Genomic DNA, 23219 nt, shown 5'->3' on the forward strand with positions numbered 1-23219 from the left:
GACCACCGGGCCGGTCCGCGGCCCTACGCTCCCGGCAGCACGCCCGTCCAGTACACGGTCCCCGCGCACGCGTTGGACACCGTGACCGAGCTCGCGCCCGAGCCCGTACCCGGCGTGTAGGTCACCGCCACGCTGCCGTCGGTCGTGCCCTCCTCCGTGGCCAGCTGCGGGGCGGTGCCCGTGTCGCCGCCGGTGGAGGTGCCGCCCGTCTCCGTCGTGTCGCCCGACGGGGTGGGTTCGGGGCTGGGGTCGCCGGGGCCGCCGACGCTGCCGCCGGGGGTGGGGCAGGTCTCCGTGGGGACCCAGGCGAACTTCACGTCGTAGGCGGCTCCGGGCGCCAGCACGAGCTGGGCGGACTCCAGGGACGGGTCGGGCAGGCCCGCCGCCGCGTCCCCGGCCGCGTGCCGGGCGGTGCTGACCTTGCTGATGTCGGCCGTGCCCTGCGGCAGCGCGCTCACCGAGCCGGGGCCGGTGACCGTACAGCTCGCCGCGGAGACGTTGGTGACGCGGAAGGAGCCGTAGACCGCGCCCGTGGAGTCGGGGGCGGCGCTGCTTCCGGCGGCGGGGCCGAGCTGGGCCGCGGTGCACGCCGCGATGCCGGCGGCGGTGGTGGAGGAGGGGTCGGCGCCCTGGGTCGCGCCGGTGGCGGCGCCGGTGCCCTTGCCCTTGTCCTCCTTCTTCTTCTCGTCCTTGTCCTTGCCCTCGGGCTTGCCGGAGGTCCCGCCCGAGGTGCTCTCCCCGCCGTCCGGTCCCTTGCCCTGGCTCGCGCCGCCCTGGGTCTCGGAGGCGTGGCCGATGGCGGACGGGTTGGCTTCGGAGCCGGTGGAGTTGGAGACGTGCACGAGCGCGGGGATGGCCGTGCCGATGAAGAGGCAGGCGGCGGCCATGCCGACGACGGCCTGCCGCTTGCGGGTCCGCCGCTGGGGCACCGCCTTGCGGAGGTACTCCAGCGTGCCGTCGCGCGGTTCCACCTCCTGCACCACCTGGTGCAGCATCGAGCGCAGGTCCAGCTCGTCCGAGTCGAACCCCTCGGGGCTCTGGTCGTCGGGGCCGTGGTTCACAGTTGCGTTCCCAGCGTGCGATTGCTTCGGATCTTGCCTGTGCGGCCTGGCCGGTTCGTGCCGGTCGGGCCCGTCACGTCCCGCGCTGTCCGGGGCGCTCATGCCGACGCCTCCATGGCCAGCCGGAGCGCCGCGATGCCGCGCGAGCCGTACGCCTTGACCGAGCCCAGCGATATCCCGAGGGTCTCGGCGACCTGCGCCTCGGTCATGTCCGCGAAGTAGCGCAGCACCAGCACCTCGCGCTGGCGGCGCTGCAGCCCCTTCATCGCCTTGATGAGGGAGTCGCGCTCCAGCTGGTCGTAGGCGCCTTCCTCGGCACTGGCCATGTCGGGCATGGGCTTCGACAGCAGCTTCAGGCCGAGTATGCGGCGGCGCAGCGCGGAACGCGAGAGGTTGACGACCGTCTGCCGCAGGTACGCCAGGGTCTTCTCGGGGTCGCGGACCCGCTTGCGGGCCGAGTGGACCCGGATGAAGGCCTCCTGGACGACGTCCTCGCAGGAGGCGGTGTCGTCGAGGAGGAGGGCGGCGAGACCCAGCAGCGAGCGGTAGTGCGCCCGGTAGGTCTCGGTGAGGTGGTCGACGGTGGTGCCGGCCGCCGCCTCGTCCTCGGCACCGTCGCGCTGGTTCGGTATGCGGGCCGGCCGCGCCGCGGGCACGGGCGCGATCACCGGCATGCCACCGGGCGTACCGGCCATGCGGGGTCGTAGAGCCGCCGGACGGGGCGGTCGCAGGACCGTGCCGCGTGCCGTGCTGAAGTCGAGTACCTCTGCCACGCCTGTTGGACACGCTCACCCCGGTGAGGGTTGTACGTGCCGGGCGTCACTTTCACGCCGACCGTCGCCGTCGACGGTCTACCCGCGTCAGGCTGCACAACAGATGGTGCGTCAAATGCCCTCATGCGTCCCGCTCTTCCCCTATGTCCAATTGTGAACGGACGTCCCCACGCCCGGTTCCAGGCGTCCCCACGCCTGATGAAGCGCTTGCACGGCCTAAGTGCGACCGCAAAGACGCTCCCCGCCCTCCGCACGGTTGCGGAGGACGGGGAGATAAATCCTCTGATGCCGAAGCGCCCCGGACAAGTGGTCCGGACCATCGATCAGCTCACATGTCGCACACAGATCCTACAAACCGCCCACCCGGCGGCCGGAGGATTTTTCGCTGCGCGGCGGTCAGGCCAGCTCGGCGGCCACCACCTCGGCGATCTGCGCGGTGTTGAGCGCGGAGCCCTTGCGCAGGTTGTCCCCGCACACGAAGAGTTCGAGCGCCGTGGGGTCGTCCAGCGCCCGCCGCACCCGCCCGACCCAGGTGGGGTCGGTGCCCACGACATCGGCGGGGGTCGGGAACTCCCCGGCGGCCGGGTTGTCGAACAGCACGACACCGGGCGCCGTCGCGAGGATCTCGCGGGCCCCCTCGACGGTGACCTCGCCCTCGAAGCGGGCGTGCACGGTCAGCGAGTGGGTGGTGATCACCGGCACCCGGACACAGGTGATGGCCACCGGCAGATCGGGCAGGCCGAGGATCTTGCGGGACTCGTCCCGCACCTTCAGCTCCTCGGAGGACCAGCCGTCCTCGCGCGCCGAACCGGCCCAGGGCACGACGTTCAGCGCGACCGGCTCCGGGAACGGCCCGGTGTTGTCCCCCACGGCCCGCCGTACGTCACCGGGGCCGGTGCCCAGTTCCGTGCCGGCGACCAGGGAGAGCTGCTGGCGCAGGGTGGCCACGCCGGCCCGCCCGGCGCCGCTGACCGCCTGGTACGAGGAGGCGACGAGCTCGCGCAGCCCGAACTCGGCGTGCAGCGCGCCCAGGGCCACGATCATGGAGAGCGTCGTACAGCTGGGGTTGGCGATGATCCCGCGCGGCCGCATCCGCACGGCGTGCGGATTGACCTCGGGCACGACGAGCGGCACGTCCGGGTCCATCCGGAACGTGCCGGAGTTGTCGACGACCACCGCGCCCTTGGCGACCGCGAGCGGCGCCCACCGCTCGGCGACCTCGTCGGGGACGTCGAACATGGCGACGTCGACCCCGTCGAAGGCCTCCTCGGTGAGCGCGATGACCTCGGTCTCCTCGCCGCGCACGGCCAGCTTGCGGCCGGCCGAGCGGGGGGAGGCGATCAGCCGGATCTCGCCCCAGACGTCGGCCCGCTGGGACAGGATCTGGCGCATGACCGTGCCGACGGCTCCGGTCGCGCCCACCACGGCAAGCGTCGGACGCCCGGACCTGCCGGTCCGGGCGTCCTGTCGGAGGTGGGCCATCAGCGGCCGGTGCCTCCGTAGACGACAGCCTCGTCGCTGTCGGAGTCGAGCCCGAAGGCGGAGTGCACGGCACGGACGGCCTCGGGCACGTCGTCGGCGCGCGTGACGACCGAGATGCGGATCTCGGAGGTCGAGATCAGCTCGATGTTCACACCGGCGTCGGACAGCGCGCCGAAGAAGTCGGCCGTGACACCCGGGTTCGTCTTCATGCCGGCGCCGACGAGGGAGATCTTGCCGATCTGGTCGTCGTAGCGCAGCGAGTCGAAGCCGATGCCGGACTTGTTCTTCTCCAGCGCGCCGATGGCCTTGCGGCCCTCGGTCTTCGGGAGCGTGAAGGAGATGTCCGTCAGGCCCGTGGAGGCCGCGGACACGTTCTGCACGACCATGTCGATGTTGATCTCGGCGTCGGCGATCGCGCGGAAGATCGCAGCCGCCTCGCCCGGCTTGTCGGGCACACCGACGACCGTGACCTTGGCCTCGGAGGTGTCGTGCGCGACACCGGAGATGAGAGCCTGCTCCACCTGCTTTTCCCCTTGCTGCTGCGTCTTTCGAACAACTGGCTCGCTGCTGACCCAGGTGCCCTGGAGTCCGCTGAAGCTGGACCGGACATGGATCGGGATGTTGTACCGCCGGGCGTACTCCACGCAACGGTGGAGCAGCACCTTCGATCCGGACGCCGCCAGTTCGAGCATGTCCTCGAAGGAGATCCAGTCGATCTTCCGGGCCTTCTTCACCACACGCGGATCGGCGGTGAACACGCCGTCGACGTCGGTGTAGATCTCGCACACGTCGGCTTCGAGGGCGGCGGCCAGGGCCACCGCCGTGGTGTCGGAGCCGCCGCGGCCGAGGGTGGTGATGTCCTTGGTGTCCTGGCTGACGCCCTGGAAACCGGCCACGATCGCGATGTTGCCCTCGTCCACCGAGGTCTTGATCCGGCCCGGCGTGACATCGATGATGCGCGCTTTGTTGTGGACCGAGTCGGTGATGACACCTGCCTGGCTGCCGGTGAACGACTGGGCCTCATGGCCCAGCTTTTTGATCGCCATGGCCAGCAACGCCATGGAGATCCGCTCTCCGGCGGTCAGCAGCATGTCGAGCTCGCGCCCGGCAGGGATCGGGGATACCTGCTCGGCGAGATCGATCAGCTCGTCCGTCGTGTCGCCCATCGCGGAAACCACGGCAACCACCTGATTGCCGTTCTGCTTCGCTTCCACGATTCGCTTGGCGACGCGCTTGATGCCCTCGGCATCGGCTACGGAGGAGCCTCCGTACTTCTGCACGACAAGGCCCACGTGCGCTCCTCGCTCAATCCGTCTCTATCCGCTCATACGCATTCGTACCGCGGTCGGCTCAGTCTATCGAGCGTCCGAAAATCCCTTCCGCGATATCGCATGATGAGATTTCCGGGGTACTCGCTCAGACCTGCTCATGCCCACCTGGACACAGGCCACGCGAGAAAGTGCCCGGCGTCACAATCGTCCCCCGACCGACGCCGGTAAGCCAACTTTCAAGCACTAAGGTTCGGCTGTGCGCGTACTTCTGGTGGAAGACGATGAGCCGGTCGCCGAGTCCCTGCGCCGCGGGCTGAGGCGCTACGGCTTCGAGGTCGAATGGGTGACCACGGGCGCGGCGGCGCTGCGGCACGAGGGCCCCTACGACGTCGTCCTGCTGGATCTCGGGCTGCCCGACACCGACGGCCTCGACGTCTGCAAGGCGCTGCGCGGGCGCGGCGACGTCCCGATCATCGTGATCAGCGCCCGCAGCGACGAGACGGACCGGGTGGTGGGCCTGGAGCTCGGCGCGGACGACTACGTCTCCAAGCCGTTCGGCGTCCGGGAGGTCATCGCCCGGATACGGGCGGTCATGCGCCGCACCCAGGCCCGTACGCCCGCGGCGGGCGCCCCCGCGCCGGGCCCCGACCGCTACGGCACCCGCCTGACGATCGACCGCAAGGCGGCCCGGGTGCGCCTAGACGGCGAGGAGGTCGCCCTCGCGCCCAAGGAGTACGACCTGCTGGCCTTCCTCACCGAGGAGCCCGGGGCGCTGATGTCGCGCGAGCAGATCATGGAAGCGGTCTGGGACGCGAACTGGTTCGGGCCGACCAAGACGCTGGACGTGCACGTGGCGGCGCTGCGGCGCAAGCTCGCCGGGGCGATCGCGATCGAGGCGGTGCGTGGGGTGGGCTTCCGGCTGGAGATCGTCAAGGACGACGGGGCTTCATGAACCGGCAGCTCATCCGGAGCTACATCCTGCTGGTCGCGGTGGCCATCTTCCTCTTCACGGTGCCGGTCGCCTTCACCCTCACCAAGCAGCTGCGGGACGACACCAGACAGTCCGTCCTGCGCGAGGCCAACACGATGGCGCTGCTGCTGAGCAACGGCACCGGCGCCTCCTGCGAGGCCCTCACCGAGGTGGCCAGGGCGTACGGCGACGTACAGGCGACCCCCACCGCCGCCTGCGACCCGAAGCTGCCGGAGCCCGCCGCGGACGAGGCGCTGACCCGGGCCACGGAGCGGGACGAGGTGACGACGGACTGGGGGTCCGACTTCGTCTGGGGCGAGCATCTGCAGGTCACCGTCCCCGCGCGGGGGGACGCGGCCGTGCGGATCGTCTACTCGACCTCGGACATGACCACGCGGCTCTGGCAGATCTGGGGCTTCCGGGCCGGGCTGGCGGTGGTCGTGCTCGCGGCGGCCGCCGCGATCGGCGCGTTCGCCGCCCGCCGGATCACCCGGCCGCTGCGCCAGCTCAACGACATGGCCAGCAAGTTCAGCGACGGCGACCTCACGGCCCGCTCCCCGGTGACCGGGCCGCCCGAGACCCAGACCCTCGCCCGCACCCTCAACCAGGGCGCGGAACGCCTGGACACGCTGATCGCGGCCCAGCGCATCTTCGTGGCGGACGCGTCCCACCAGCTGCGCACCCCGCTCACCGCGCTGCGGCTGTCCCTGGACAACATCGCGGACGGTGTGGACGACGAGTTCGTACGCGAGGACGTGGAGCAGGCGACGGCCGAGGTCGTACGGATGAACCGCCTGGTCAACGGCCTGCTGGTGCTGGCCAGGGCCGAGGCCAAGGTGACGGCGGCCGAGCCGCTGCCGCTGATGGACCTGGTGCGGGAACGGCTCGCCGTGTGGAGGCCGGCCGCCGATGAGCGCGGAGTCACCATCGCGCTCAGGGGGAGTATCGACGGCCGGCCGTCTGTGCTGGCCAGCCCCGGTCATCTGGACCAGATGCTGGACAACGTGCTCTCCAACGCCCTGGAGGTGTCACCGGACGGCGGGACGATCACCGTCCGCGTGGACCCCGGGGGCGATGTGGTGGGGGTGTCGGTGCTGGACGAGGGGCCCGGCATGTCGGACGCCGAGAAGTCCCGCGCCTTCGACCGCTTCTGGCGGGGCCAGGGCCTGACCGGGAAGTCCGGCTCGGGCCTGGGCCTCGCCGTCGTCCGGCAACTGGCGACGGACGACGGCGGGACGGTGGCGCTGACGGACGCCCCGGGCGGCGGCCTGTGCGTGACGATCACGCTACGGGCGGCGCCCCACCGGTCCGGCGGCTGAGGCCCTTCAGGGGCTTACAGGGGCTCACCCCTCGGGCATCTTCGAGGAGTGGTGGTTCACGATCAGCCACGTGCCGTTCGGCTGCTTCTCGTAGGCGTAGGTGTAGCGCGCCTTGACGTCGCTCTTCTCGCCCGACTTCGGGTCGGTGAGCGCGAACTCGTACACGCCGGTGTCGATCACGGTGTTCCGGTCGAGGATGTTGACGACGGACTCGATCTTCTTCCCGTGCGGCTTGTTCTTCAGGAAGTGCTCGAAGTAGTCGACGATCTCGGCTCTGTCGGTACGCACGTTGTTGGAGACGGTCGGCAGCAGCACCGCGTCCTTGGCGTACAGATCGGCGACCTTCTTCGCATCACCGGTCTGCAACGCGGCGTTCCACTGGTCGAACAGCCCGAGCACCTGCGCCTTGGTCACCGTCCTGCCCGGCTTGCTCCCGGACTCGGCCCCGGCGACCCCGGCACCGGCGGCGAAGGTACCGGCGGCGAGAACGGCCACGCCGGTGACGACGGCGACACGCTTACGTATGGAGGCGGCTGCGGGACGGTCCGCGGGACGGCGGTTCATTGTCATCTCCGGTGGGATCGAGTGGAGTTGCTGAAGTGACTCCAGACTCGCGTTCCACCGGTTAGGGGCTGTGCAGCGGACGTACAGGGGGGATGCAGGATGCCCCCAATTTCACGCGGTGGGACCAGGGGGCCGGGCGCTACCGTCTGCGCATGGAGATTCTGCGGTACGTGGCCTTCAGCACGGATCCCCGGGGCGGCAACCCGGCAGGCGTGGTGCTGGACGCCACCGGGGCCGACGACGCGACGATGCTGGCGACGGCGGCCGAAGTCGGTTACTCCGAGACGGCGTTCGTGGTGGCGTCCGGCGACGACGCCTTGGACGTGCGGTACTTCAGCCCGCTCGCCGAGGTGCCGTTCTGCGGACACGCGACGATCGCCACGGCCGTGGCCCACGCGGAGCGGCATGGCACCGGGCGGCTGCTGCTGCGCACCGCGGCGGGACCGGTCACCGTCGCCACCGAGCGGTCGGCGGACGGCATCCTGGTGGCGACTCTGGTGAGCGTGGTGCCCCGTACGGCACCGATCGACGAGGGCGACCTGGCCGAACTGCTGGCGATCCTGGGCTGGTCCGAGGCGGACCTGGATCCGGCGCTGCCGCCCCGGGCGGCCTTCGCCGGGGCCTGGCACCCGGTCCTCGCCGCCGCGAGCCGGGAGCGACTGGCCGATCTGGACTACGACATGGCGGACCTCGGCACCCTCATGGCCCGCACGGGCTGGACCACGATCGACCTGGTCCAGCGGGAGTCAGACACCGTCTTCCACGCCCGCAACCCGTTCCCGCCGGGCGGTGTGATGGAGGACCCGGCCACGGGAGCGGCGGCGGCCGCCTTCGGCGGCTACCTGCGGGAACTGGGCCTCGTACCGACCCCGGCCACCCTGACGGTCCACCAGGGCGGGGACATGGGGCGGCCGAGCACGATCACGGTGACGGTGCCGGCGGAGCAGGACACCGGAATCGCCGTGACCGGCCCGGCCGTACGGCTCTGAGCGGCCGCGCTACGTGGCCGGGCGCATCCCCAGCGGGCCGCCGATCTCCTCCGCCATGACCCTGCCCGCCTCGAACTCCAGGGTGTCGTCGCCGATGCCCTGGTCCGTGTCCAGGCCGTCGAGTTCGGCGAGGGGCTGGTTGAGGCGGACGTGGGCGAGGACCGACTGGAGGGCGCGGAGGGTGGCGGAAGCGGTGGAGCCCCAGTTGGAGAAGTAGGAGAACTGCCACCACCACAGGGCCTCCGTGGTGCGGCCCGCGCGGTAGTGGGCCATGCCGTGGCGCAGGTCGGTGATGACGTCCGTGAGGTCGTCGGAGATCCGGGCCGGGACCGGGGCCTTGCGGGGCTCGTAGGGGTCGAACACCTCGGAGTAGATGTCGATCGGGTCCAGCAACCGGGCCAGGTTCTCGCGGAGTTCGTCGACGTCCGGCTCGGGGCCCGAGTCGGGCTCGTAGCGCTCGTCCGGCACGATGTCCTCGTGCGCGCCGAGACGGCCGCCGGCCAGGAGGAGTTGGGAGACCTCCAGGAGGAGGAAGGGCACGGCCGATTCCGGCTCGTCGCCCTTCGCGACCTCGGTGACGGCGACCAGGAAGCTCTCGACCTGGTCCGCGATCTGGACCGCGAAATCGTCCGGGTTCTGGTCGGTCGCGTGCAGCGTGGCGTCAGACATCTAGGAGTCGTCTCCCCTCGAAGGCGCGGCCGAGGGTGACCTCGTCCGCGTATTCCAGGTCGCCACCCACCGGGAGGCCGCTGGCCAGGCGGGTGACCTTCAGGCCCATGGGCTTGATCATGCGGGCGAGGTACGTGGCGGTCGCCTCGCCTTCGAGATTCGGATCCGTGGCGAGGATCAGCTCGGTGACCGTGCCGTCGGCGAGCCGGGCGAGCAGCTCCCTGATGCGCAGGTCGTCGGGCCCCACCCCGTCGATCGGGCTGATCGCGCCGCCGAGGACGTGGTACCGGCCCCGGAACTCACGCGTCCGCTCGATCGCCACGACGTCCTTCGGCTCCTCGACCACGCAGATGACGGCGGGGTCGCGCCGGGTGTCGCGGCAGATGTTGCACAGCTCCTCCTGCGCGACGTTGCCGCAGGTCGCGCAGAAGCGGACCTTCGCCTTGACCTCCATGAGGGCCTGGGCGAGGCGCCGTACGTCCGTCGGTTCGGCCTGGAGGATGTGGAAGGCGATCCGCTGGGCGCTCTTCGGACCGACGCCGGGCAGCCGCCCCAGCTCGTCGATCAGGTCCTGGACCACGCCTTCGTACAACGGACTGCCCTTCTTGGAACTCCGAGACCTTCGAGGAATTCGCGGTCTTCGAGGTCGGTCGTCGCGTACGGCCTTTCCGTACGTACGGTAGTTGTCCGCCGCCCGTCCGAGGAAGGCGGCGGGCGTCTCAGAACGGCAGGCCCGGGATTCCGCCGCCGCCGAGACCCTGCGCGAGCGGGCCCAGCTTCTGCTGCTGGAGCGCCTGCGCGTTCTCGTTGGCCGCCTGGACCGCCGCCACGACGAGATCGGCCAGCGTCTCGGTGTCGTCGGGGTCGACCGCCTTCGGGTCGATCTTCAGGGCGCGCAGTTCGCCGGCGCCGGTGACGGTCGCGGTCACCAGGCCACCGCCCGCCTTCCCGTCGACCTCCGTCTGCGCCAGCTCCTCCTGTGCCTGTGCCAGGTCCTGTTGCATCTTCTGGGCCTGCTGGAGCAACTGCTGCATATTGGGCTGGCCACCACCGGGAATCACGATCAGCTCCTTGCTCGGTACGGGTTTTCCCGTTCGGCACGAGCCTACGTGGTCAGGCCTGCCGTCGCCCCAGCACTCTTTCGAGTGAGTCCCCCTCGCGCCCTATACCGGATCAAGGAATACTTCCGGGCGGAAAAGTGGCGAAAGCTGCGTCTTCGCCACCCATTGGGGGGTAGGAAGGGTCCGGCGCGGCAGGTGGGTCGTTCGTCGCGCAGTGTGAGTCGGCTGGGACCGCGCGTGGTCGTTCGTGGTCAGTAGGGAGTGCCGGGTGGGTCAGCCGGAGATGCAGCCCGAGGTGCCGCCTCAGGACGGACGGGGCGAGGGGGCGTCCCGGCCGCGGCCGGGCGATCTGACCGGGCGGGCCTTTCCGCACGGGGACTGGGGTGAGCCGGCGGCCCGGCTGGACGAGCTGTACCGGTGGGTGGAGCGCGGGGCGCTGCGGACGGCGGCCTGGTATCTCGAGGACCGGGTGTGGAAGCGGCGGTGCGCGCGGGGCTTGCGCTGCGGGGCCGCGGTGGGGGCGGTCACCGGCGTCGCGCTGCCCCTGCTGGATCTGACCGGGGTCGCCGGCGGGGTCGCGCCCTGGGGGTGTCTGGCGCTGCTGCTGGGGGTGGCGTGTGTGGCCGTCGACCGGTACTTCGGGGTGACGTCGGGCTGGATGCGGGACGTGGCCACCGCGCAGGCCGTGCAGCGGCGGCTGCAGGCGTTGCAGTTCGACTGGGCGGCGGAGTGCGTGCGGGAGGTGCTGGGGCCGGCGGAGGGGACGGCCGCGGAGGCCGCCGAGCGGTGTCTCGGGGTGCTGCGGAGGTTCAGCGAGGACATGAGTGAGCTGGTCCGGGTGGAGACCGGGGACTGGATGGGCGAGTTCCGGGCCGGGGGTGCGCCGGTGGGGATGCAGGCGGTGGTGTTGTCCGGTGGGGGGCGGGGGGCTGAGGTGGGGGGTGTGAACGGGCGGTTCTCCGTGCCGCCGCCGGGGGGTGGGGCGCGGCCGAACATGCCGCGGCAGCGGCCGCCGGAGCCGCGGTGAGCTGGCCGGGGGTTTCTGGTGCTCGGCGTTGTCGCTGGGGGCGGGTGGGTGCGCAACTCGGCGCGACGAGGTGCCTCCCCCACTCTCGGCTTCGCTCGAGCGGGGGGACCCCCACCGCCCACCCGTGCCGCCCTTAGCGGCACGCATGCCCGCAGCTAGGACAGGACCTAGGTGGCCTCCGCGCACAGGACGAGACCCTCCGGGGTCCAGCACGGGATGTGGCCGTGGGTGCGGGTCACGTCCTGGCCGTTGCCTCGGGACAGGTAGGTCAGGAAGCTCGATGCCAAGGAGTCGGCCGGGGGGCGGCCGTAGGTGTAGGCGTATTCGATCTCGCGGTAGGGGTAGTCGCTCGTGCCGCGTTCGATGGCGTCGACGGAGGCGGGGTCGCCGTCCAGGCGCAGGGAGTGCAGGCCCTTCGCGCGGGCGGCCAGGTTGAGTTCGCTGTAGCCGACGGCGCCCGGGAGGCCGGCGACCGTCGTCAGCACCTGTTCCGTGGAGTCGAGTTCGCAGCGGATGACGGCCGCCGTCGGGTCGTCCTTGTGGACGCAGTCGACGGAGGAGTTGGCGATCTCGCCCCGGCCCAGCACCCGGCGCTGGAAGACCTGCCGCGTCCCGGACCCCGCGTCCCGGCTGACCAGGTGCACGCGCAGGTCCGGGCCGCCGAGCTGCTTCCAGTTGCGGATCTCGCCCCGGTAGAGACGCCGTACGTCCGCCGTGGACAGGTTCTTCAGCCTCACGTCGTCGTTGACGACGAGCGCGAACACGGACACCGCCACCCGGTTCTCGCGCAGCGCGGGCAGGCCGGCCGGCTTGGGGCCGTCCGACAGGGCCACCACCGGCGGGGAGCCCCGCCCCTCCCGTACCGCCCGGTCGCCGGCCGCCGCGAGCTCCCGGATCCCGGCCGTCGAGCCGTGGGCGTCCACCTCGATGACCGGGTCGCCGCCGCAGTCCCGCTCGTACTTGGCGGCCACCTCGCGCAGGACGGGCGCGAAGGCGGTCGAGCCGGTGAGGGTGAGGGTGCCGCTCGCGCAGCCGATCGGGGGCGGGGTGTCGTCCTGGACGACGACGATCGCCGCCAGGGTCACGACGCTCACCGTGAGCGCGAGGGTGATCAGCCGCGCCGCCCGGCTGAACAGCGGCGGCTTGTCGTCCGGCGTGGCGCTGCGGTTGGGGTGCACCTCGCCGTCGCGCAGGCCGCCCACCAGCCGGATCTCGTCGCCGACATCGCCGCCGGCGAGCAGCACGAGCAGCTTGAAGTGGTCGCCCCGGTTGAGCGGAACGCGGGGGATGCGCAGGGTGTTGCCGTCGTAGGCGAAGCCGCGGGCCGCGGTGAAGTGGTCCATGAGGTGGTCGGTGTCCGACGGCTGGGTCACCGAGACCCCCCGGACGGTACGGCCCGCGAACACCGCGGTCAGGCCGTGCAGTTCGGGGCCGGTGTAGTCGTCGCGGTCGATGCCCTGCGAGCCGTCGTTCTCGATGCGCAGCAGGACCAGGGTCGCGTCGGACATGTCCGGGGCCTCGTCGAACAGGCCGAGACGGCGGTTGGCGCGGCCCGAGCGCACGTCGTCGCCGATGGCGTTGTCCATCTGCACGCGGTAGCCCACCCGTTTGCGGCGCGGCACCCGGCGTTCGTACCAGACCATGACGCCCGAGGCGATGATGCCGAGCAGGGCCGTCGCCACGGCCACGAGGTTCTCCGCGCTCAACCACTCCACCGTGGGTGCCCCCGCCGCCGCCCGGACTCGATCGTCTGGTCACCGTACGGCTGTACGAGCGGGTATCCGGATTTCGTCGGCTTGAATTCGCCGGACGTTCAACGACCTCGGGGGAACCGGTAGTTGGTCATTCCTTGGAGTACGTCAGCCGCTCCCCGCTGCTCGTGTTCACGCGCTGGAGCGTGTAGTCGGTCAGGAGGGTGACCTCGGTGGCCTCGCCCGGGGTGCAGGCGGAGCGCGGCTGCCCGACCGTCACGGTGGACGGGCCGATCCTCAACGGGCCGTCGGAGCCCGGGTCGTCGGTCAGCTCGCCCTCGAACACGCAGTGGTAGGTGCCGCCTCCCTTGGTGGGGCCGTCGGCCACGAGGGACAGGACCGTGTCGCCCGGCTCGCCCTGCTGGATCGTCAGGGAGCGGGTGTGCTGCCCGTCGGCGTTGTCGATGGTGGTGGACCAGGTGCCGAGGTACGCCGTGGGGATGGCGCCGTCGGCCGGGGAGGAGGCGGTGGTGTCCGGCTGCGAGGTCTGCTGGCCGGAGTCCGTGGGGGCGCCGGTGCCCTGCGTGGGGGTGGGGCGGTCGTCGGCTTTGTCGCCCTCGCCGCCCTGCATCAGCGCGTACACCGAGCCGCCCGCGGCCAGCGCGACGACCAGGGCGATCACGACGAGCAGGGCGGTGGAACGGCCGTTGCGGGGCGGGTCCTGTGGCGGGCCGTAGGGCGGGGGCGTGCCGTACGGCGTCGGACCGTAGGGAGGTGGGCCGTAGGGCGGGGTGGAGCCGAGTTGGGGGTGTTGCTGGGGGTAGCCGTAGGCCGGGTACGGGGGTGGTGCCTGTGGGCCGGGCGGTACGCCCTGGCTCGCGACCATGGTGGGCAGGTGGTTCAGCGGTGGGCCCTCGCCTGGCGGACCCGGTGGGGGTGGGGCGGTGGGTGCCTGCGGCGCAGGGGTCGGCGACGATTCGTCGGTGGTCGGGGCGTGTTCGGGGGTGGTACCGGGACCGATTTCCGGCTGCGGGGCGGTGGGGGCTGGTCGCGCCCACGCGGCGGAGCCGCCCATGTCAGGGCCCCGCGCCCCTTGGGTTTCTGGATCCTCTGTTTCCAGCAAGCGCACCGCGTGTCGTCCCAGTTGGGCCACCAGTGCGCCCGGGAGCCAGGGGTCGAGGGCTCGGCCGTCGGCCACGGTGTCGTCCGCGCCGGTGCGTTCCAGGACGCGGTCGAGGGTCGGGCGGGTGGTGGGGTCCTTGCGGAGGCAGTCGCGGACCAGGTCGGCGATGCCCTCGGGGACGCCCGTCAGGTCCGGTTCCTCCTGGGCGATGCGGAACATCAGCGCGTGCACACCGCTGTTGGCGGTGCCGAAGGGCAGGGCGCCGGTCGCGGCGTAGGCGAGGACGGAGCCGAGGCAGAAGACGTCGCAGGCCGGGGTGATGCGGTCGCCCCGCACCTGCTCGGGCGCCATGAAGCCGGGCGATCCGACGAGCGCCCCGGTGCGCGTGAGCCCGCCGTCCGTCACGGTCTCCAGGGCCCGTGCGATACCGAAGTCGATGACGCGCGGGCCGTCGATGGTGACCAGCACGTTGGACGGCTTGAGGTCGCGGTGGACGATGCCGGCGGCATGGATGTCCTTGAGCGCGTGCGCGAGCCCGGCCGCGAGGATGCGGACCGTCCGCTCGGGCAGGGCACCGTGGTCGTGCCCGACGACCTGCTGGAGACTCGGCCCGGCGACGTACCCCGTGGCGACCCAGGGCACCGCCGCCTCGGTGTCCGCGTCCAGCACCGGCGCCGTCCAGTAGCCGCCGACCCGCCTTGCGGCCCCCACCTCCTGCCGGAACCGCTCCCGGAACTCCTCCTGCGCGGCCAGTTCCTCGCGCACGAGTTTCACGGCGACCGTACGGCCCCGCTCCGAGCGCGCCAGATACACCTGCCCCATCCCGCCCGCGCCGAGCCGCGCCAGCAGCCGGTAGGCACCGATCCGTACGGGATCCCCGGGCCCCAGTTTCTCCATCGCTCAGCCGCCTTCCCCCCACACGTGAGCAACAGATCGAGAATAGTGCGGGGGCGGGGCGGGGTGACCTGGGCGAACTCTACGGTTCCGTAACAGGCGGACCCACCTGGTCGAGCACGGTGGACAGGCGTTCCAAGAGCCGCACCGCCTCCGCCAGTTCCGCCTCCCCGAACGCCTCGGCCAGCCGGTCGGCGTAGGCCGCGTGCCCGGGGTCGATCCGGGCGACCGCCGCGCGCCCCTCCTCGGTCGGCGCGAGGAGCTTGGCGCGGCGGTGCGCCGGGTTCTGCCGGTACTCGGCGAGGCCGCGCTCCACCAGCAGATCGGCGATGCGCTGCACGCTCTGCCGGGTGATGCCCATGGCGCGGGCGATGCCGGAGACGGGCAGCGGCTCGCCGAGGACCGCGCCGAGCACCTGCCACCAGGCGGCGGTGAGCCCGGCGGGCCGGGCCAGTTCCTCCGCGACGGCGAGGAACTGGCCGTTGAGCCGGAACACTCCGAGGGCGCTGCGGCTGAACAGGTCCTGGCGCTCCCGGCTCACAGCGCGCCGGCCTTCTCCAGCACCGCGTACGCCGCCGGGTCGGAGTCGTGGAACAGCCGGTACCAGGCGTCGAGCACCTCACCCTCGTAGACCCCGAGCAGCCGGAGGATCTCCCGGGCGAAGGCGACCGGTTCGGTCGGGCCTGCCGTGACCAGGGGGCCGTCGGTGACGGCGTCGGTCTCGACGTAGCGCTCGCCGCCCGCGTAGCCGGTCGCGGCCAGGTAGAAGGAGATCGCGCTGGTGTGGTCACGGTCGTCGAGCAGGCCCTCCCGGGCCAGTCCGGCGGTGGCCCCGCAGATCGCGGCGACCGGTACGCCCGCTTCCAGGAAGGCCCGGGCCTTGCGGGCGAAGGGCGCGAGGTCGCCGCTCGTGTCCCAGAGGTCGGCGCCCGGGAGGATCAGCAGCGCGCTGTCCTCGGGGCGTACGTCGTCCAGCGCCATGTCGGGCTGGACGCGCAGGCCGCCGATGCTGGTGACCGGGGCCGTGGTCGGGCCGACCGTGCGGATCGTGTGGCCGGCGCGGGCGAGGTGGGCCGTGGCGTGGCCGGTCTCCCAGTCGGCGAGGGTGTCGTAGACGGCGAGATGGACGGGCTTGGCGCTCATGGCTCCTCCTGGAGTTCCGTGTATGACAACATACTGTCGATTAGGCAGCATGCTGTCAATACCCCCTCCGTACCCGGGGAAGGTCCTCCGTGTGACACCTCCCCGTCGACAACCTGTCGCGGAAACCCCCGGACCTCACACACGACGCCGATTTCCAGCCCGCGTCCCGCATGCCTACGCTCGCCCGCATGACCCCTCAGCCGAACCCCGAAGCCGGTGCCGCCGTCAAGGCCGCCGACCGTGACCATGTGTTCCACTCCTGGTCCGCACAGGAGCTCATCGACCCGCTCGCCGTCGCCGGCGCGGAGGGGTCGCACTTCTGGGACTACGACGGCCGCCGCTACCTGGACTTCTCCAGTGGGCTCGTCTACACGAACATCGGCTACCAGCACCCCAAGGTCGTCGCCGCGATCCAGGAGCAGGCGGCGAAGCTGACGACGTTCGCGCCCGCGTTCGCGATCGAGGCGCGGTCGGAGGCGGCACGGCTGATCGCCGAGCGGACCCCCGGCGACCTGGACAAGATCTTCTTCACCAACGGCGGCGCCGACGCCGTCGAGCACGCCATCCGCATGGCCCGTCTGCACACGGGCCGCCCCAAGGTGCTCTCGGCGTACCGCTCGTACCACGGCGGCACGCAGCAGGCCGTGAACCTCACCGGCGACCCGCGCCGCTGGGCCTCCGACAGCGGCACGGCCGGGGTCGCGCGCTTCTGGGCGCCCTACCTCTACCGCTCCCGCTTCTACGCCGAGACCGAGGAGCAGGAGTGCGCGCGGGCGCTGGAGCACCTGGAGACGACGATCGCCTTCGAGGGGCCCTCGACCGTCGCGGCGATCATCCTGGAGACCATCCCGGGCACGGCCGGGATCATGGTCCCGCCGCCCGGCTACCTCGCCGGTGTGCGTGAGATCTGCGACAAGTACGGGATCGTCTTCGTCCTGGACGAGGTCATGGCCGGCTTCGGACGGACCGGTGAGTGGTTCGCGGCCGACCTGTTCGACGTCACCCCCGACCTGCTGACCTTCGCCAAGGGCGTGAACAGCGGCTACGTACCGCTGGGCGGTGTGGCGATCTCCGGCGCGATCGCGGAGACCTTCGGGAAGCGGCCGTACCCCGGCGGTCTGACCTACTCCGGGCACCCGCTGGCCTGCGCTGCCGCCGTCGCGACGATCGACGTCATGGCGGAGGAGGGCGTCGTCGAGAACGCGGCCCGGCTGGGCGCGTCCGTCCTCGGGCCGGAGCTGGCCGCGCTCGCCGAGCGGCACCCGAGCGTCGGCGAGGTGCGCGGCGCCGGCATGTTCTGGGCGCTGGAGCTGGTGCGGAACCGCGAGACGCGCGAGCCGCTGGTGCCGTACAACGCGGCCGGGGAGGCGAACGCGCCGATGGCCGCCTTCGCCGCCGCCGCGAAGGGCGGCGGGCTGTGGCCGTTCGTGAACATGAACCGCACGCATGTGGTGCCGCCCTGCAACATCAGCGAGGCGGAGCTGAAGGAGGGCCTCGCGGTTCTGGACACGGCGCTGTCGGTGGCGGACGAGTACACGGCGTGAACAGCGGTACACGGAGTAAACACCTGTAAACCCGTCAGTAACCGACAACCTCGGGCCTCATTCGAACGCGTAAGGTGGCGTGCTCGTAGACATATACGTGCACGCCACCCGAACGCGACGAGGGAGACGCCCTGACCATGCCCGGCAGTACCGGCAACGGCGCCGTGACGCGCAGCACCCTGCGCCAGCAGATCGCGGACGCGCTTCGTGACGAGGTGCTGGCCGGAAGGCTCCAGCCGGGTCAGGAGTTCACGGTCAAGGAGATCGCCGAGCAGTACGGGGTGTCCGCGACGCCGGTGCGCGAGGCCCTGGTCGACCTCTCCGCGCAGGGACTCCTCGACGCCGACCAGCACCGCGGCTTCCGGGTCCACGAGTACTCCGCCGAGGACTTCCGCGGCATGATCGAGGCCCGTGACCTGGTCATCGAGGGGATGTTCCACGCCCTCACCTCCGGGCAGCGCGACTCCCTCCAGCCCGACGACCCCCGGATAGCCGCCGTGCTCGCCGGGGTCAGGCGGCGCGGCGAGGAGGCCCAGCGGGCCGCCGCGGCCGGTGACCTCACCGTCCTCATCGGCTACGACCTGCGCTACTGGCGCGAGCTCGCCGCCCTCTTCGGCAACCCCTACCTGGGCGACTTCCTGCACCGGCTGCGCGTGCAGACCTGGGTGGGCGCGGTGCAGCATCTGCGCCGGCTCCCCGATCTGCGCGGCGAGCTGTGGGCCGGCCACACCTCGCTGGTCGACGCCCTGGCCGCCCAGGACACCGTCACCGCCCGGTCGATCATCTCGGGCTACAACTCCCACTCGCTCGCCCTGATCGAGCGCCTCGCCTGCTGACGGTCTGCGTCGCGGCTGTCCGTATGGGTATGGGACATGCACGGCAGGAGCCTCTGCCGGGCCGCACCGATACCCTGCCCTGACTGACCACCGTGCTACCCGACGCCACCCGACCGCTGAGCTGAGCGAGGAGCCTTCTTTGGCCTGTGACCTGTGGCTGGTACCGCTCGTCGACGTCTTGTGCCACACGCCGGACAACCCCTTCGCCGAGGAACTCGCGCAATACAACAAGGTGCTCGCCGAGGCCGGGTTGCCGCCGGTGCCGGTGTACCAGTACATGCCGGGCTTGTCCGGCGAGGTCGCCCCGGTCGCGGGCTTCGACTACGACGCGCTGCACTTCCTGCGCCGCGCCTATCTGCTCCAGGTGTGCGGACTGCCGGTGACGCCCGTGGACGAACTCGGCGGCGACTACGAGCAGTTGCTGGAGATGTTCGAGTCGACGGCCCAGCAGTCGCACCTCGTGTGGCACTACGACCACGCGGGCGCGTACGTCCCCGTCGACTTCCCGAACCCGCTCGCCGACGACGATCTCCTCGCGGGCGGCGGCCCGCTGGGCTCCTCGCACGCCCTGCTGCGGGAGCTGGAGACGGTCGCCCCCGCCCTCGGCATCGACCCGGCCAACCCGCCGGCCGCGCCCCAGGCGCCCCTGGCCCCCACGGAGCTGGAGGAACCCGCCGTCCCCGCCCCGTACGACCCCAGCCCGTTCGCCCGCGAACGGCACGTCTGGCTCGGGCTGCACGCGGCCGTGACGCGGAGTCTGGCGCAGGGGTCGATGATCGTCTTCAGTTGAGGGCGGAGCGGCCGTTGATCGGAAGGTACGTCCATGACGAGTGAGCAAGCCCGCCTGACCGCGGTGATCACCACGGTCGAGCAGGAGGCGCAGGACGAGGCGAAGGCACTGGCGGGCGAGGGCCGGACGGCCCGGGCGATCCGCCGTCTGCGCAAGAGTTCGAGTCTGAACCTGCACACGGGCTCCGTGGCCCTGGACCTGCTGGTCGAGGGCGGCACCCTGCCCACCACGCACCGCCAGGCCCTGGACGCCCTGCGGGAGGCGGACGCCGCGCTGGTCGGTGAGTTGACGGGCGTGCTGCGCCAGGAGAGGCGCGACGCGGACATCCAGGCCGTCAAGCTGCTCCGCGAGCGCACCGGCATCGACCTGGCCGGCGGCTATCACCTCGTCCGGGAGCTGTCGGCACAGCTCGGCCGGTGACCGAGGGTCGCCCCTCGGGTCACCGGCCGCAGCAGCAGGCGTCCTACAGGAACGAGTTGATCTCGATCGTCTCGTCCCGGCCCGGGCCCACACCGATCGCGGAGATCGGGGCCCCCGACATCTCCTCCAGCGCCTTGACGTAGGCCTGGGCGTTCTTCGGCAGGTCGGAGAAGGACTTGGCCTTGCTGATGTCCTCGTTCCAGCCCGGCAGCATCTCGTAGACCGGCCTCGCGTGGTGGAAGTCGGTCTGGGAGTACGGGAGCTCCTCGACGCGCTTGCCGTCGATCTCGTACGCCACGCAGACCGGGATCTGCTCCCAGCCGGTGAGGACGTCGAGCTTGGTGAGGAAGAAGTCCGTCAGGCCGTTGACGCGGGTGGCGTACCGGGCGATGACGGCGTCGAACCAGCCGCAGCGACGGTCACGGCCGGTGGTGACACCGCGCTCGCCGCCGATGCGGCGCAGGGCCTCGCCGTCCTCGTCGAAGAGCTCCGTCGGGAACGGGCCGGCGCCGACCCGGGTCGTGTAGGCCTTGAGGATGCCGATGACCCGGCTGATCTTCGTCGGGCCCACGCCGGCGCCGGTGCAGGCGCCGCCCGCGGTCGGGTTCGAGGAGGTGACGAAGGGGTACGTGCCGTGGTCGATGTCGAGCAGCGTGCCCTGGCCGCCCTCGAAGAGGACCACCTTGTCGTCCTCCAGGGCCTGGTTCAGGACCAGGACCGTGTCGGCGACGTACGGGCGGAGCTTCTCGGCGTAGGCCAGCAGCTCCTCGACCACCTGGTCCACGGCGATCGCGCGCCGGTTGTAGAGCTTGGTGAGGACCTGGTTCTTGATGTCGAGGGCCGCCTCGACCTTCTGCGTGAGGATCGACTCGTCGTAGAGGTCCTGCACACGGATACCGACGCGGTTGATCTTGTCCGCGTAGGTCGGGCCGATGCCGCGCCCGGTGGTGCCGATCTTGCGCTTTCCGAGGAAGCGCTCCGTCACCTTGTCGACCGTGACGTTGTACGGCGTGATGATGTGCGCGTTGCCGCTGAGCAGGAGCTTGGAGGTGTCGACACCACGCTCGTTCAGACCGCTCAGCTCGGAGAGCAGGACCGACGGGTCGACGACGACACCGTTACCGATGACCGGCGTGCAGCCGGGAGACAGGATTCCGGAAGGGAGGAGGTGCAGTGCGTACTTCTGGTCGCCGACGACGACGGTGTGGCCGGCGTTGTTGCCGCCCTGGTAGCGCACTACATAGTCCACGGATCCACCGAGCAGGTCGGTGGCCTTTCCCTTGCCTTCGTCACCCCACTGAGCACCGAGCAGCACAAGTGCGGGCACGCGCGTACACCCCTTCCGGGCGGGGCATGTCCATGGTCGAGGGCGAACGCGGCGGTGTACCACCGCGTGCACCGCGACCGCCGTTGGCCGCCAACCGTCGGACCGGATGCCCCGGAATAGACGAAGCCCCTGGCGCAATAGCGCAAGGGGCTCTTGCACAAAGATGCTACCCGAGGAAGCGAGGCATGGCCGAGGTGGCGACTTCTCCGACGTCCGAGCAGCTGCTGGTGGTCATAGACCCGGTCGCCCGCCGGACGGACAACGAGTCCGTACGGATCGCGAAAGACGTGCTCAGCGGGGGTGCCGGCACCAAGGTGTGCCTGCCGGAGGGACCGGAGGAGTTCGCCCGGGCGCTGGCCCGGCGGGGCTCGCGGCGGCCCGTGGTGGTCGGCGACGACCGGGCGCTGATCCGCGCGGTGTCGCTGCTGCACCGGCACCGGGAGCTGGCCGGATGCGCGCTGTCGGTGGTGCCGGTCGGGGATGTCATGTCCCTGGCTCGCTCGCTGGGGGTGCCGACGGGGACGGTGGCGGCGGCGCGGGCGGTGCTCGACGGGGTCGAGCGGCGGATGGACCTGATGGTCGACGACAGCGACGGGGTGGTGCTCGGCGCGTTGCGCATACCGCCCCTGTCGCCCTTCCCGGCGGCCGAGGATCCTGAGGACGCCTCGGGCCGTCCGTGGCTGCGGACCTGCCAGTCCCTGGTCCGGACCCTGGTACCGGCCGGCCGCCCGTCCCGGCTCACCGCCGGGCCGGAGCCCGGGCCGTCCCGGCTGCGGGTCGAGGTGGACGGGGAGACCCTCGTCGACCTGAACCAGCCGGTGGAGGCGGTGTCGGTGTCCCCCACGGCCTCCGGAACGGCCTCGGTGGAGATCCGCCCCGCGTCCGTCGGCGCCGAGGCATCCCCCCTCCTCGCCCAGGGCCGCACGGTGACCGTCTCGGGAGCCCACTTCCGCTATCGCGCGGACACGGCGGTGTCGGGGCCGGTGCGGACCCGGACGTGGAGGGTACGGGAGGGGGCCTGGGGGCTGACGGTGCCGGCGGCGGTGTCGTGAGTCAGCTCTCGGGGGCCTGGAATCCGGTGGTGTCGAGGGTGCAGCCGAAGGGGTCCGGGATGTCGAGCTTCTCGCCGAAGGGCTTGGAGAGCCGGAGCTCGTAGCCCTTCGCCGACGGGGAGCCGTAGACGATGGCCTGCTGCTCCTGCATGTCGAGGACCAGGTAGACGGGGACACCCGCCCTGGCGTACACCTCGGCCTTGTCGGTGAGGTCGTCGGTCCGGGTGGAGGGGGAGGTCAGCTCGGCTACGAAGGACAGGGCTTCGCCGTCGAGGTGATTGCTCGTGGTCCGGTGAGCGTGATGGTGGGCTGCGTGAATGTCGGGGCCGTAGGCGGACTCGGAGCCAGGAAAGACGTACAGAAAGGGCCCGTAACTGATTCTGTGCCCGGCGGGCAGGTGCGGTCGCAACTGGTCACAGACCAACTCCATGACATTGAGGTAGTACCCCTTCGACCACGGCGACACGACGATGCTCCCCCTGACGATCTCGGCCTTGTAGCCGTCGGGCACGTTCAGCTCGTCGAGAAGGTCCAGGAGTTCCTCGAAGTCGCTGCGGGGCCTGGTGCCGCTCATCACCGGTCGCTCTGCCATGAGTGTCATGATGCGCCCTCCCCTTCGACATGGACCAGACGCCACTCAGTGTAGTCGGATGGTCACTCCGGTCCGAACGTCTTCTCCCGGTGCTCCCGCCAGCGCGCCATCATCGCCTCGACCTCACCCTCGAGGAACTCGAAGAACGCGAGCGTCTCGGAGAGGCGGCGGCCCGCCGGGGTGGTGGGGCCGAGGCTGGAGACGCCCTCGCGCAGGGCGCCTTCCCAGCGCTTGAGGACGGCCTCGCGGTTGGCGAGGGCCTCGTACCACTGCTCGCCGTGGACCCGGTAGCGCTCGCGGCGGGAACCGGGCTCGCGTTCGCGCGAGACCATGTGCGTCTGGGCCAGGTAGCGCACCGCGCCGGACACCGCCGCGGGGCTGATCTGCAGCTGGTCGCCCAGCTCGGCGGAGGTCAGCGAGCCCTCGTCGGAGGCGAGCAGCGCGGCGAAGACCCGGGCGGGCATCCGGGGCATGCCGGCCTCGACGAGCTGCGCCGCGAAGGACTCCACGAACCTCGACACGGCCTCCGCGTCCCGGCCGCTCCCTGCTGAATCCGTCATACGGCTCACCCTATCCGCGATTCATACGCTTCCTTAACTTCACAAATTTCTGAAAGAAGCG

At 71.3% G+C, this 23219-nt stretch carries 24 protein-coding genes; 9 read left to right on the top strand and 15 right to left on the bottom strand.

The annotated features are described in order from the left end of the window. Nucleotides 1-23: 23 nt before the first annotated feature. The 4 genes from NNW99_RS16780 to NNW99_RS16795 all read right to left on the bottom strand — a co-directional run bounded on the left by NNW99_RS16780 (nucleotide 24) and on the right by NNW99_RS16795 (nucleotide 4608). Nucleotides 24-1061: a hypothetical protein gene (locus tag NNW99_RS16780; protein ID WP_215119956.1), complete on the bottom strand. Its 1038-nt coding sequence runs from the start codon at nucleotides 1059-1061 to the stop codon at nucleotides 24-26. Nucleotides 1062-1159: 98 nt separating this feature from the next. After that, the gene (locus NNW99_RS16785; RefSeq protein ID WP_215124312.1) at nucleotides 1160-1735 is read right to left on the bottom strand and encodes a SigE family RNA polymerase sigma factor; all 576 of its coding nucleotides are present in this window, start codon (nucleotides 1733-1735) and stop codon (nucleotides 1160-1162) included. 495 nt (nucleotides 1736-2230) lie between these two features. Further along, nucleotides 2231-3316 carry an aspartate-semialdehyde dehydrogenase gene (locus tag NNW99_RS16790; RefSeq protein WP_215119957.1) on the bottom strand — a complete coding sequence of 362 codons (1086 nt, stop codon included), beginning with the start codon at nucleotides 3314-3316 and terminating at the stop codon, nucleotides 2231-2233. Next, nucleotides 3316-4608: an aspartate kinase gene (locus NNW99_RS16795; RefSeq protein WP_215119958.1), complete on the bottom strand. Its 1293-nt coding sequence runs from the start codon at nucleotides 4606-4608 to the stop codon at nucleotides 3316-3318. Before NNW99_RS16795 ends, NNW99_RS16790 begins: the two co-directional genes overlap by 1 nt. Before the next feature lie 235 nt (nucleotides 4609-4843). On the opposite strand from NNW99_RS16795, the gene NNW99_RS16800 reads away from it, so the two are divergent. Both NNW99_RS16800 and NNW99_RS16805 read left to right on the top strand, forming a co-directional pair. Then, nucleotides 4844-5539 carry a response regulator transcription factor gene (locus NNW99_RS16800; protein ID WP_215119959.1) on the top strand — a complete coding sequence of 232 codons (696 nt, stop codon included), beginning with the start codon at nucleotides 4844-4846 and terminating at the stop codon, nucleotides 5537-5539. Further along, entirely contained in the window at nucleotides 5536-6876 is a 1341-nt protein-coding gene (locus tag NNW99_RS16805) for a HAMP domain-containing sensor histidine kinase (protein WP_215119960.1), read from the top strand. The genes NNW99_RS16800 and NNW99_RS16805 overlap by 4 nt, the downstream gene beginning before the upstream one ends. Nucleotides 6877-6900: 24 nt before the next feature. On the opposite strand, the gene NNW99_RS16810 is transcribed toward NNW99_RS16805, so the two are convergent. After that, entirely contained in the window at nucleotides 6901-7440 is a 540-nt protein-coding gene (locus tag NNW99_RS16810) for an SgcJ/EcaC family oxidoreductase (RefSeq protein ID WP_215119961.1), read from the bottom strand. Nucleotides 7441-7592: 152 nt separating this feature from the next. Here NNW99_RS16810 and NNW99_RS16815 point away from each other — a divergent pair, with 152 nt between their 5' ends. Next, entirely contained in the window at nucleotides 7593-8429 is an 837-nt protein-coding gene (locus NNW99_RS16815) for a PhzF family phenazine biosynthesis protein (protein WP_215119962.1), read from the top strand. Nucleotides 8430-8438: 9 nt separating this feature from the next. Here the strand turns inward: NNW99_RS16815 and NNW99_RS16820 are convergent, their stop codons facing one another. The 3 genes from NNW99_RS16820 to NNW99_RS16830 all read right to left on the bottom strand — a co-directional run bounded on the left by NNW99_RS16820 (nucleotide 8439) and on the right by NNW99_RS16830 (nucleotide 10159). Then, the gene (locus tag NNW99_RS16820; protein WP_215119963.1) at nucleotides 8439-9098 is read right to left on the bottom strand and encodes a DUF5063 domain-containing protein; all 660 of its coding nucleotides are present in this window, start codon (nucleotides 9096-9098) and stop codon (nucleotides 8439-8441) included. Next, nucleotides 9091-9690: a recombination mediator RecR gene (gene recR / locus NNW99_RS16825; RefSeq protein WP_003991835.1), complete on the bottom strand. Its 600-nt coding sequence runs from the start codon at nucleotides 9688-9690 to the stop codon at nucleotides 9091-9093. The genes NNW99_RS16820 and recR overlap by 8 nt, the downstream gene beginning before the upstream one ends. A gap of 127 nt (nucleotides 9691-9817) precedes the next feature. Next, entirely contained in the window at nucleotides 9818-10159 is a 342-nt protein-coding gene (locus NNW99_RS16830; protein ID WP_215119964.1) for a YbaB/EbfC family nucleoid-associated protein, read from the bottom strand. A gap of 268 nt (nucleotides 10160-10427) precedes the next feature. Here NNW99_RS16830 and NNW99_RS16835 point away from each other — a divergent pair, with 268 nt between their 5' ends. Next, nucleotides 10428-11186, top strand: coding sequence for an SLATT domain-containing protein (locus tag NNW99_RS16835; protein ID WP_215119965.1), 759 nt, complete (start codon nucleotides 10428-10430; stop codon nucleotides 11184-11186). Between the two features lie 167 nt (nucleotides 11187-11353). Here NNW99_RS16835 and NNW99_RS16840 read toward each other — a convergent pair whose 3' ends face one another. The 4 genes from NNW99_RS16840 to NNW99_RS16855 all read right to left on the bottom strand — a co-directional run bounded on the left by NNW99_RS16840 (nucleotide 11354) and on the right by NNW99_RS16855 (nucleotide 16037). After that, complete coding sequence (locus tag NNW99_RS16840; RefSeq protein ID WP_215119966.1) at nucleotides 11354-12901, bottom strand: substrate-binding domain-containing protein; 1548 nt, start codon at nucleotides 12899-12901, stop codon at nucleotides 11354-11356. A gap of 127 nt (nucleotides 12902-13028) precedes the next feature. Further along, complete coding sequence (locus NNW99_RS16845) at nucleotides 13029-14897, bottom strand: serine/threonine-protein kinase (protein WP_215119967.1); 1869 nt, start codon at nucleotides 14895-14897, stop codon at nucleotides 13029-13031. A gap of 79 nt (nucleotides 14898-14976) precedes the next feature. After that, complete coding sequence (locus NNW99_RS16850; RefSeq protein ID WP_215119968.1) at nucleotides 14977-15435, bottom strand: MarR family winged helix-turn-helix transcriptional regulator; 459 nt, start codon at nucleotides 15433-15435, stop codon at nucleotides 14977-14979. After that, nucleotides 15432-16037: a type 1 glutamine amidotransferase family protein gene (locus tag NNW99_RS16855; RefSeq protein ID WP_215119969.1), complete on the bottom strand. Its 606-nt coding sequence runs from the start codon at nucleotides 16035-16037 to the stop codon at nucleotides 15432-15434. Before NNW99_RS16855 ends, NNW99_RS16850 begins: the two co-directional genes overlap by 4 nt. 188 nt (nucleotides 16038-16225) lie before the next feature. On the opposite strand from NNW99_RS16855, the gene NNW99_RS16860 reads away from it, so the two are divergent. The 4 genes from NNW99_RS16860 to NNW99_RS16875 all read left to right on the top strand — a co-directional run bounded on the left by NNW99_RS16860 (nucleotide 16226) and on the right by NNW99_RS16875 (nucleotide 19627). Next, a complete protein-coding gene (locus NNW99_RS16860; protein WP_215119970.1) occupies nucleotides 16226-17581 on the top strand; it encodes an aspartate aminotransferase family protein in 1356 nt (451 codons plus the stop codon). 137 nt (nucleotides 17582-17718) lie between these two features. After that, complete coding sequence (locus tag NNW99_RS16865) at nucleotides 17719-18417, top strand: GntR family transcriptional regulator (protein ID WP_215119971.1); 699 nt, start codon at nucleotides 17719-17721, stop codon at nucleotides 18415-18417. 139 nt (nucleotides 18418-18556) lie between these two features. Continuing rightward, a complete protein-coding gene (locus NNW99_RS16870; protein ID WP_215119972.1) occupies nucleotides 18557-19207 on the top strand; it encodes a hypothetical protein in 651 nt (216 codons plus the stop codon). Nucleotides 19208-19240: 33 nt separating this feature from the next. Next, the gene (locus NNW99_RS16875; protein ID WP_215119973.1) at nucleotides 19241-19627 is read left to right on the top strand and encodes a hypothetical protein; all 387 of its coding nucleotides are present in this window, start codon (nucleotides 19241-19243) and stop codon (nucleotides 19625-19627) included. 43 nt (nucleotides 19628-19670) lie between these two features. Here NNW99_RS16875 and NNW99_RS16880 read toward each other — a convergent pair whose 3' ends face one another. After that, nucleotides 19671-20954: an adenylosuccinate synthase gene (locus tag NNW99_RS16880; RefSeq protein ID WP_215119974.1), complete on the bottom strand. Its 1284-nt coding sequence runs from the start codon at nucleotides 20952-20954 to the stop codon at nucleotides 19671-19673. A 185-nt stretch (nucleotides 20955-21139) separates the two neighbouring features. Here NNW99_RS16880 and NNW99_RS16885 point away from each other — a divergent pair, with 185 nt between their 5' ends. After that, nucleotides 21140-22006: an acylglycerol kinase family protein gene (locus NNW99_RS16885; protein WP_215119975.1), complete on the top strand. Its 867-nt coding sequence runs from the start codon at nucleotides 21140-21142 to the stop codon at nucleotides 22004-22006. Nucleotide 22007: 1 nt separating this feature from the next. On the opposite strand, the gene NNW99_RS16890 is transcribed toward NNW99_RS16885, so the two are convergent. Further along, nucleotides 22008-22607, bottom strand: coding sequence for a Uma2 family endonuclease (locus NNW99_RS16890; RefSeq protein ID WP_215119976.1), 600 nt, complete (start codon nucleotides 22605-22607; stop codon nucleotides 22008-22010). A 53-nt stretch (nucleotides 22608-22660) separates the two neighbouring features. Further along, nucleotides 22661-23158, bottom strand: coding sequence for a GbsR/MarR family transcriptional regulator (locus NNW99_RS16895; protein ID WP_215119977.1), 498 nt, complete (start codon nucleotides 23156-23158; stop codon nucleotides 22661-22663). Between the last annotated feature and the right edge of the window lie 61 nt (nucleotides 23159-23219).

The sequence above is a fragment of the Streptomyces sp. CRCS-T-1 genome (assembly GCF_024442335.1).
Classification (GTDB): Bacteria; Actinomycetota; Actinomycetes; order Streptomycetales; family Streptomycetaceae; genus Streptomyces; species Streptomyces koelreuteriae.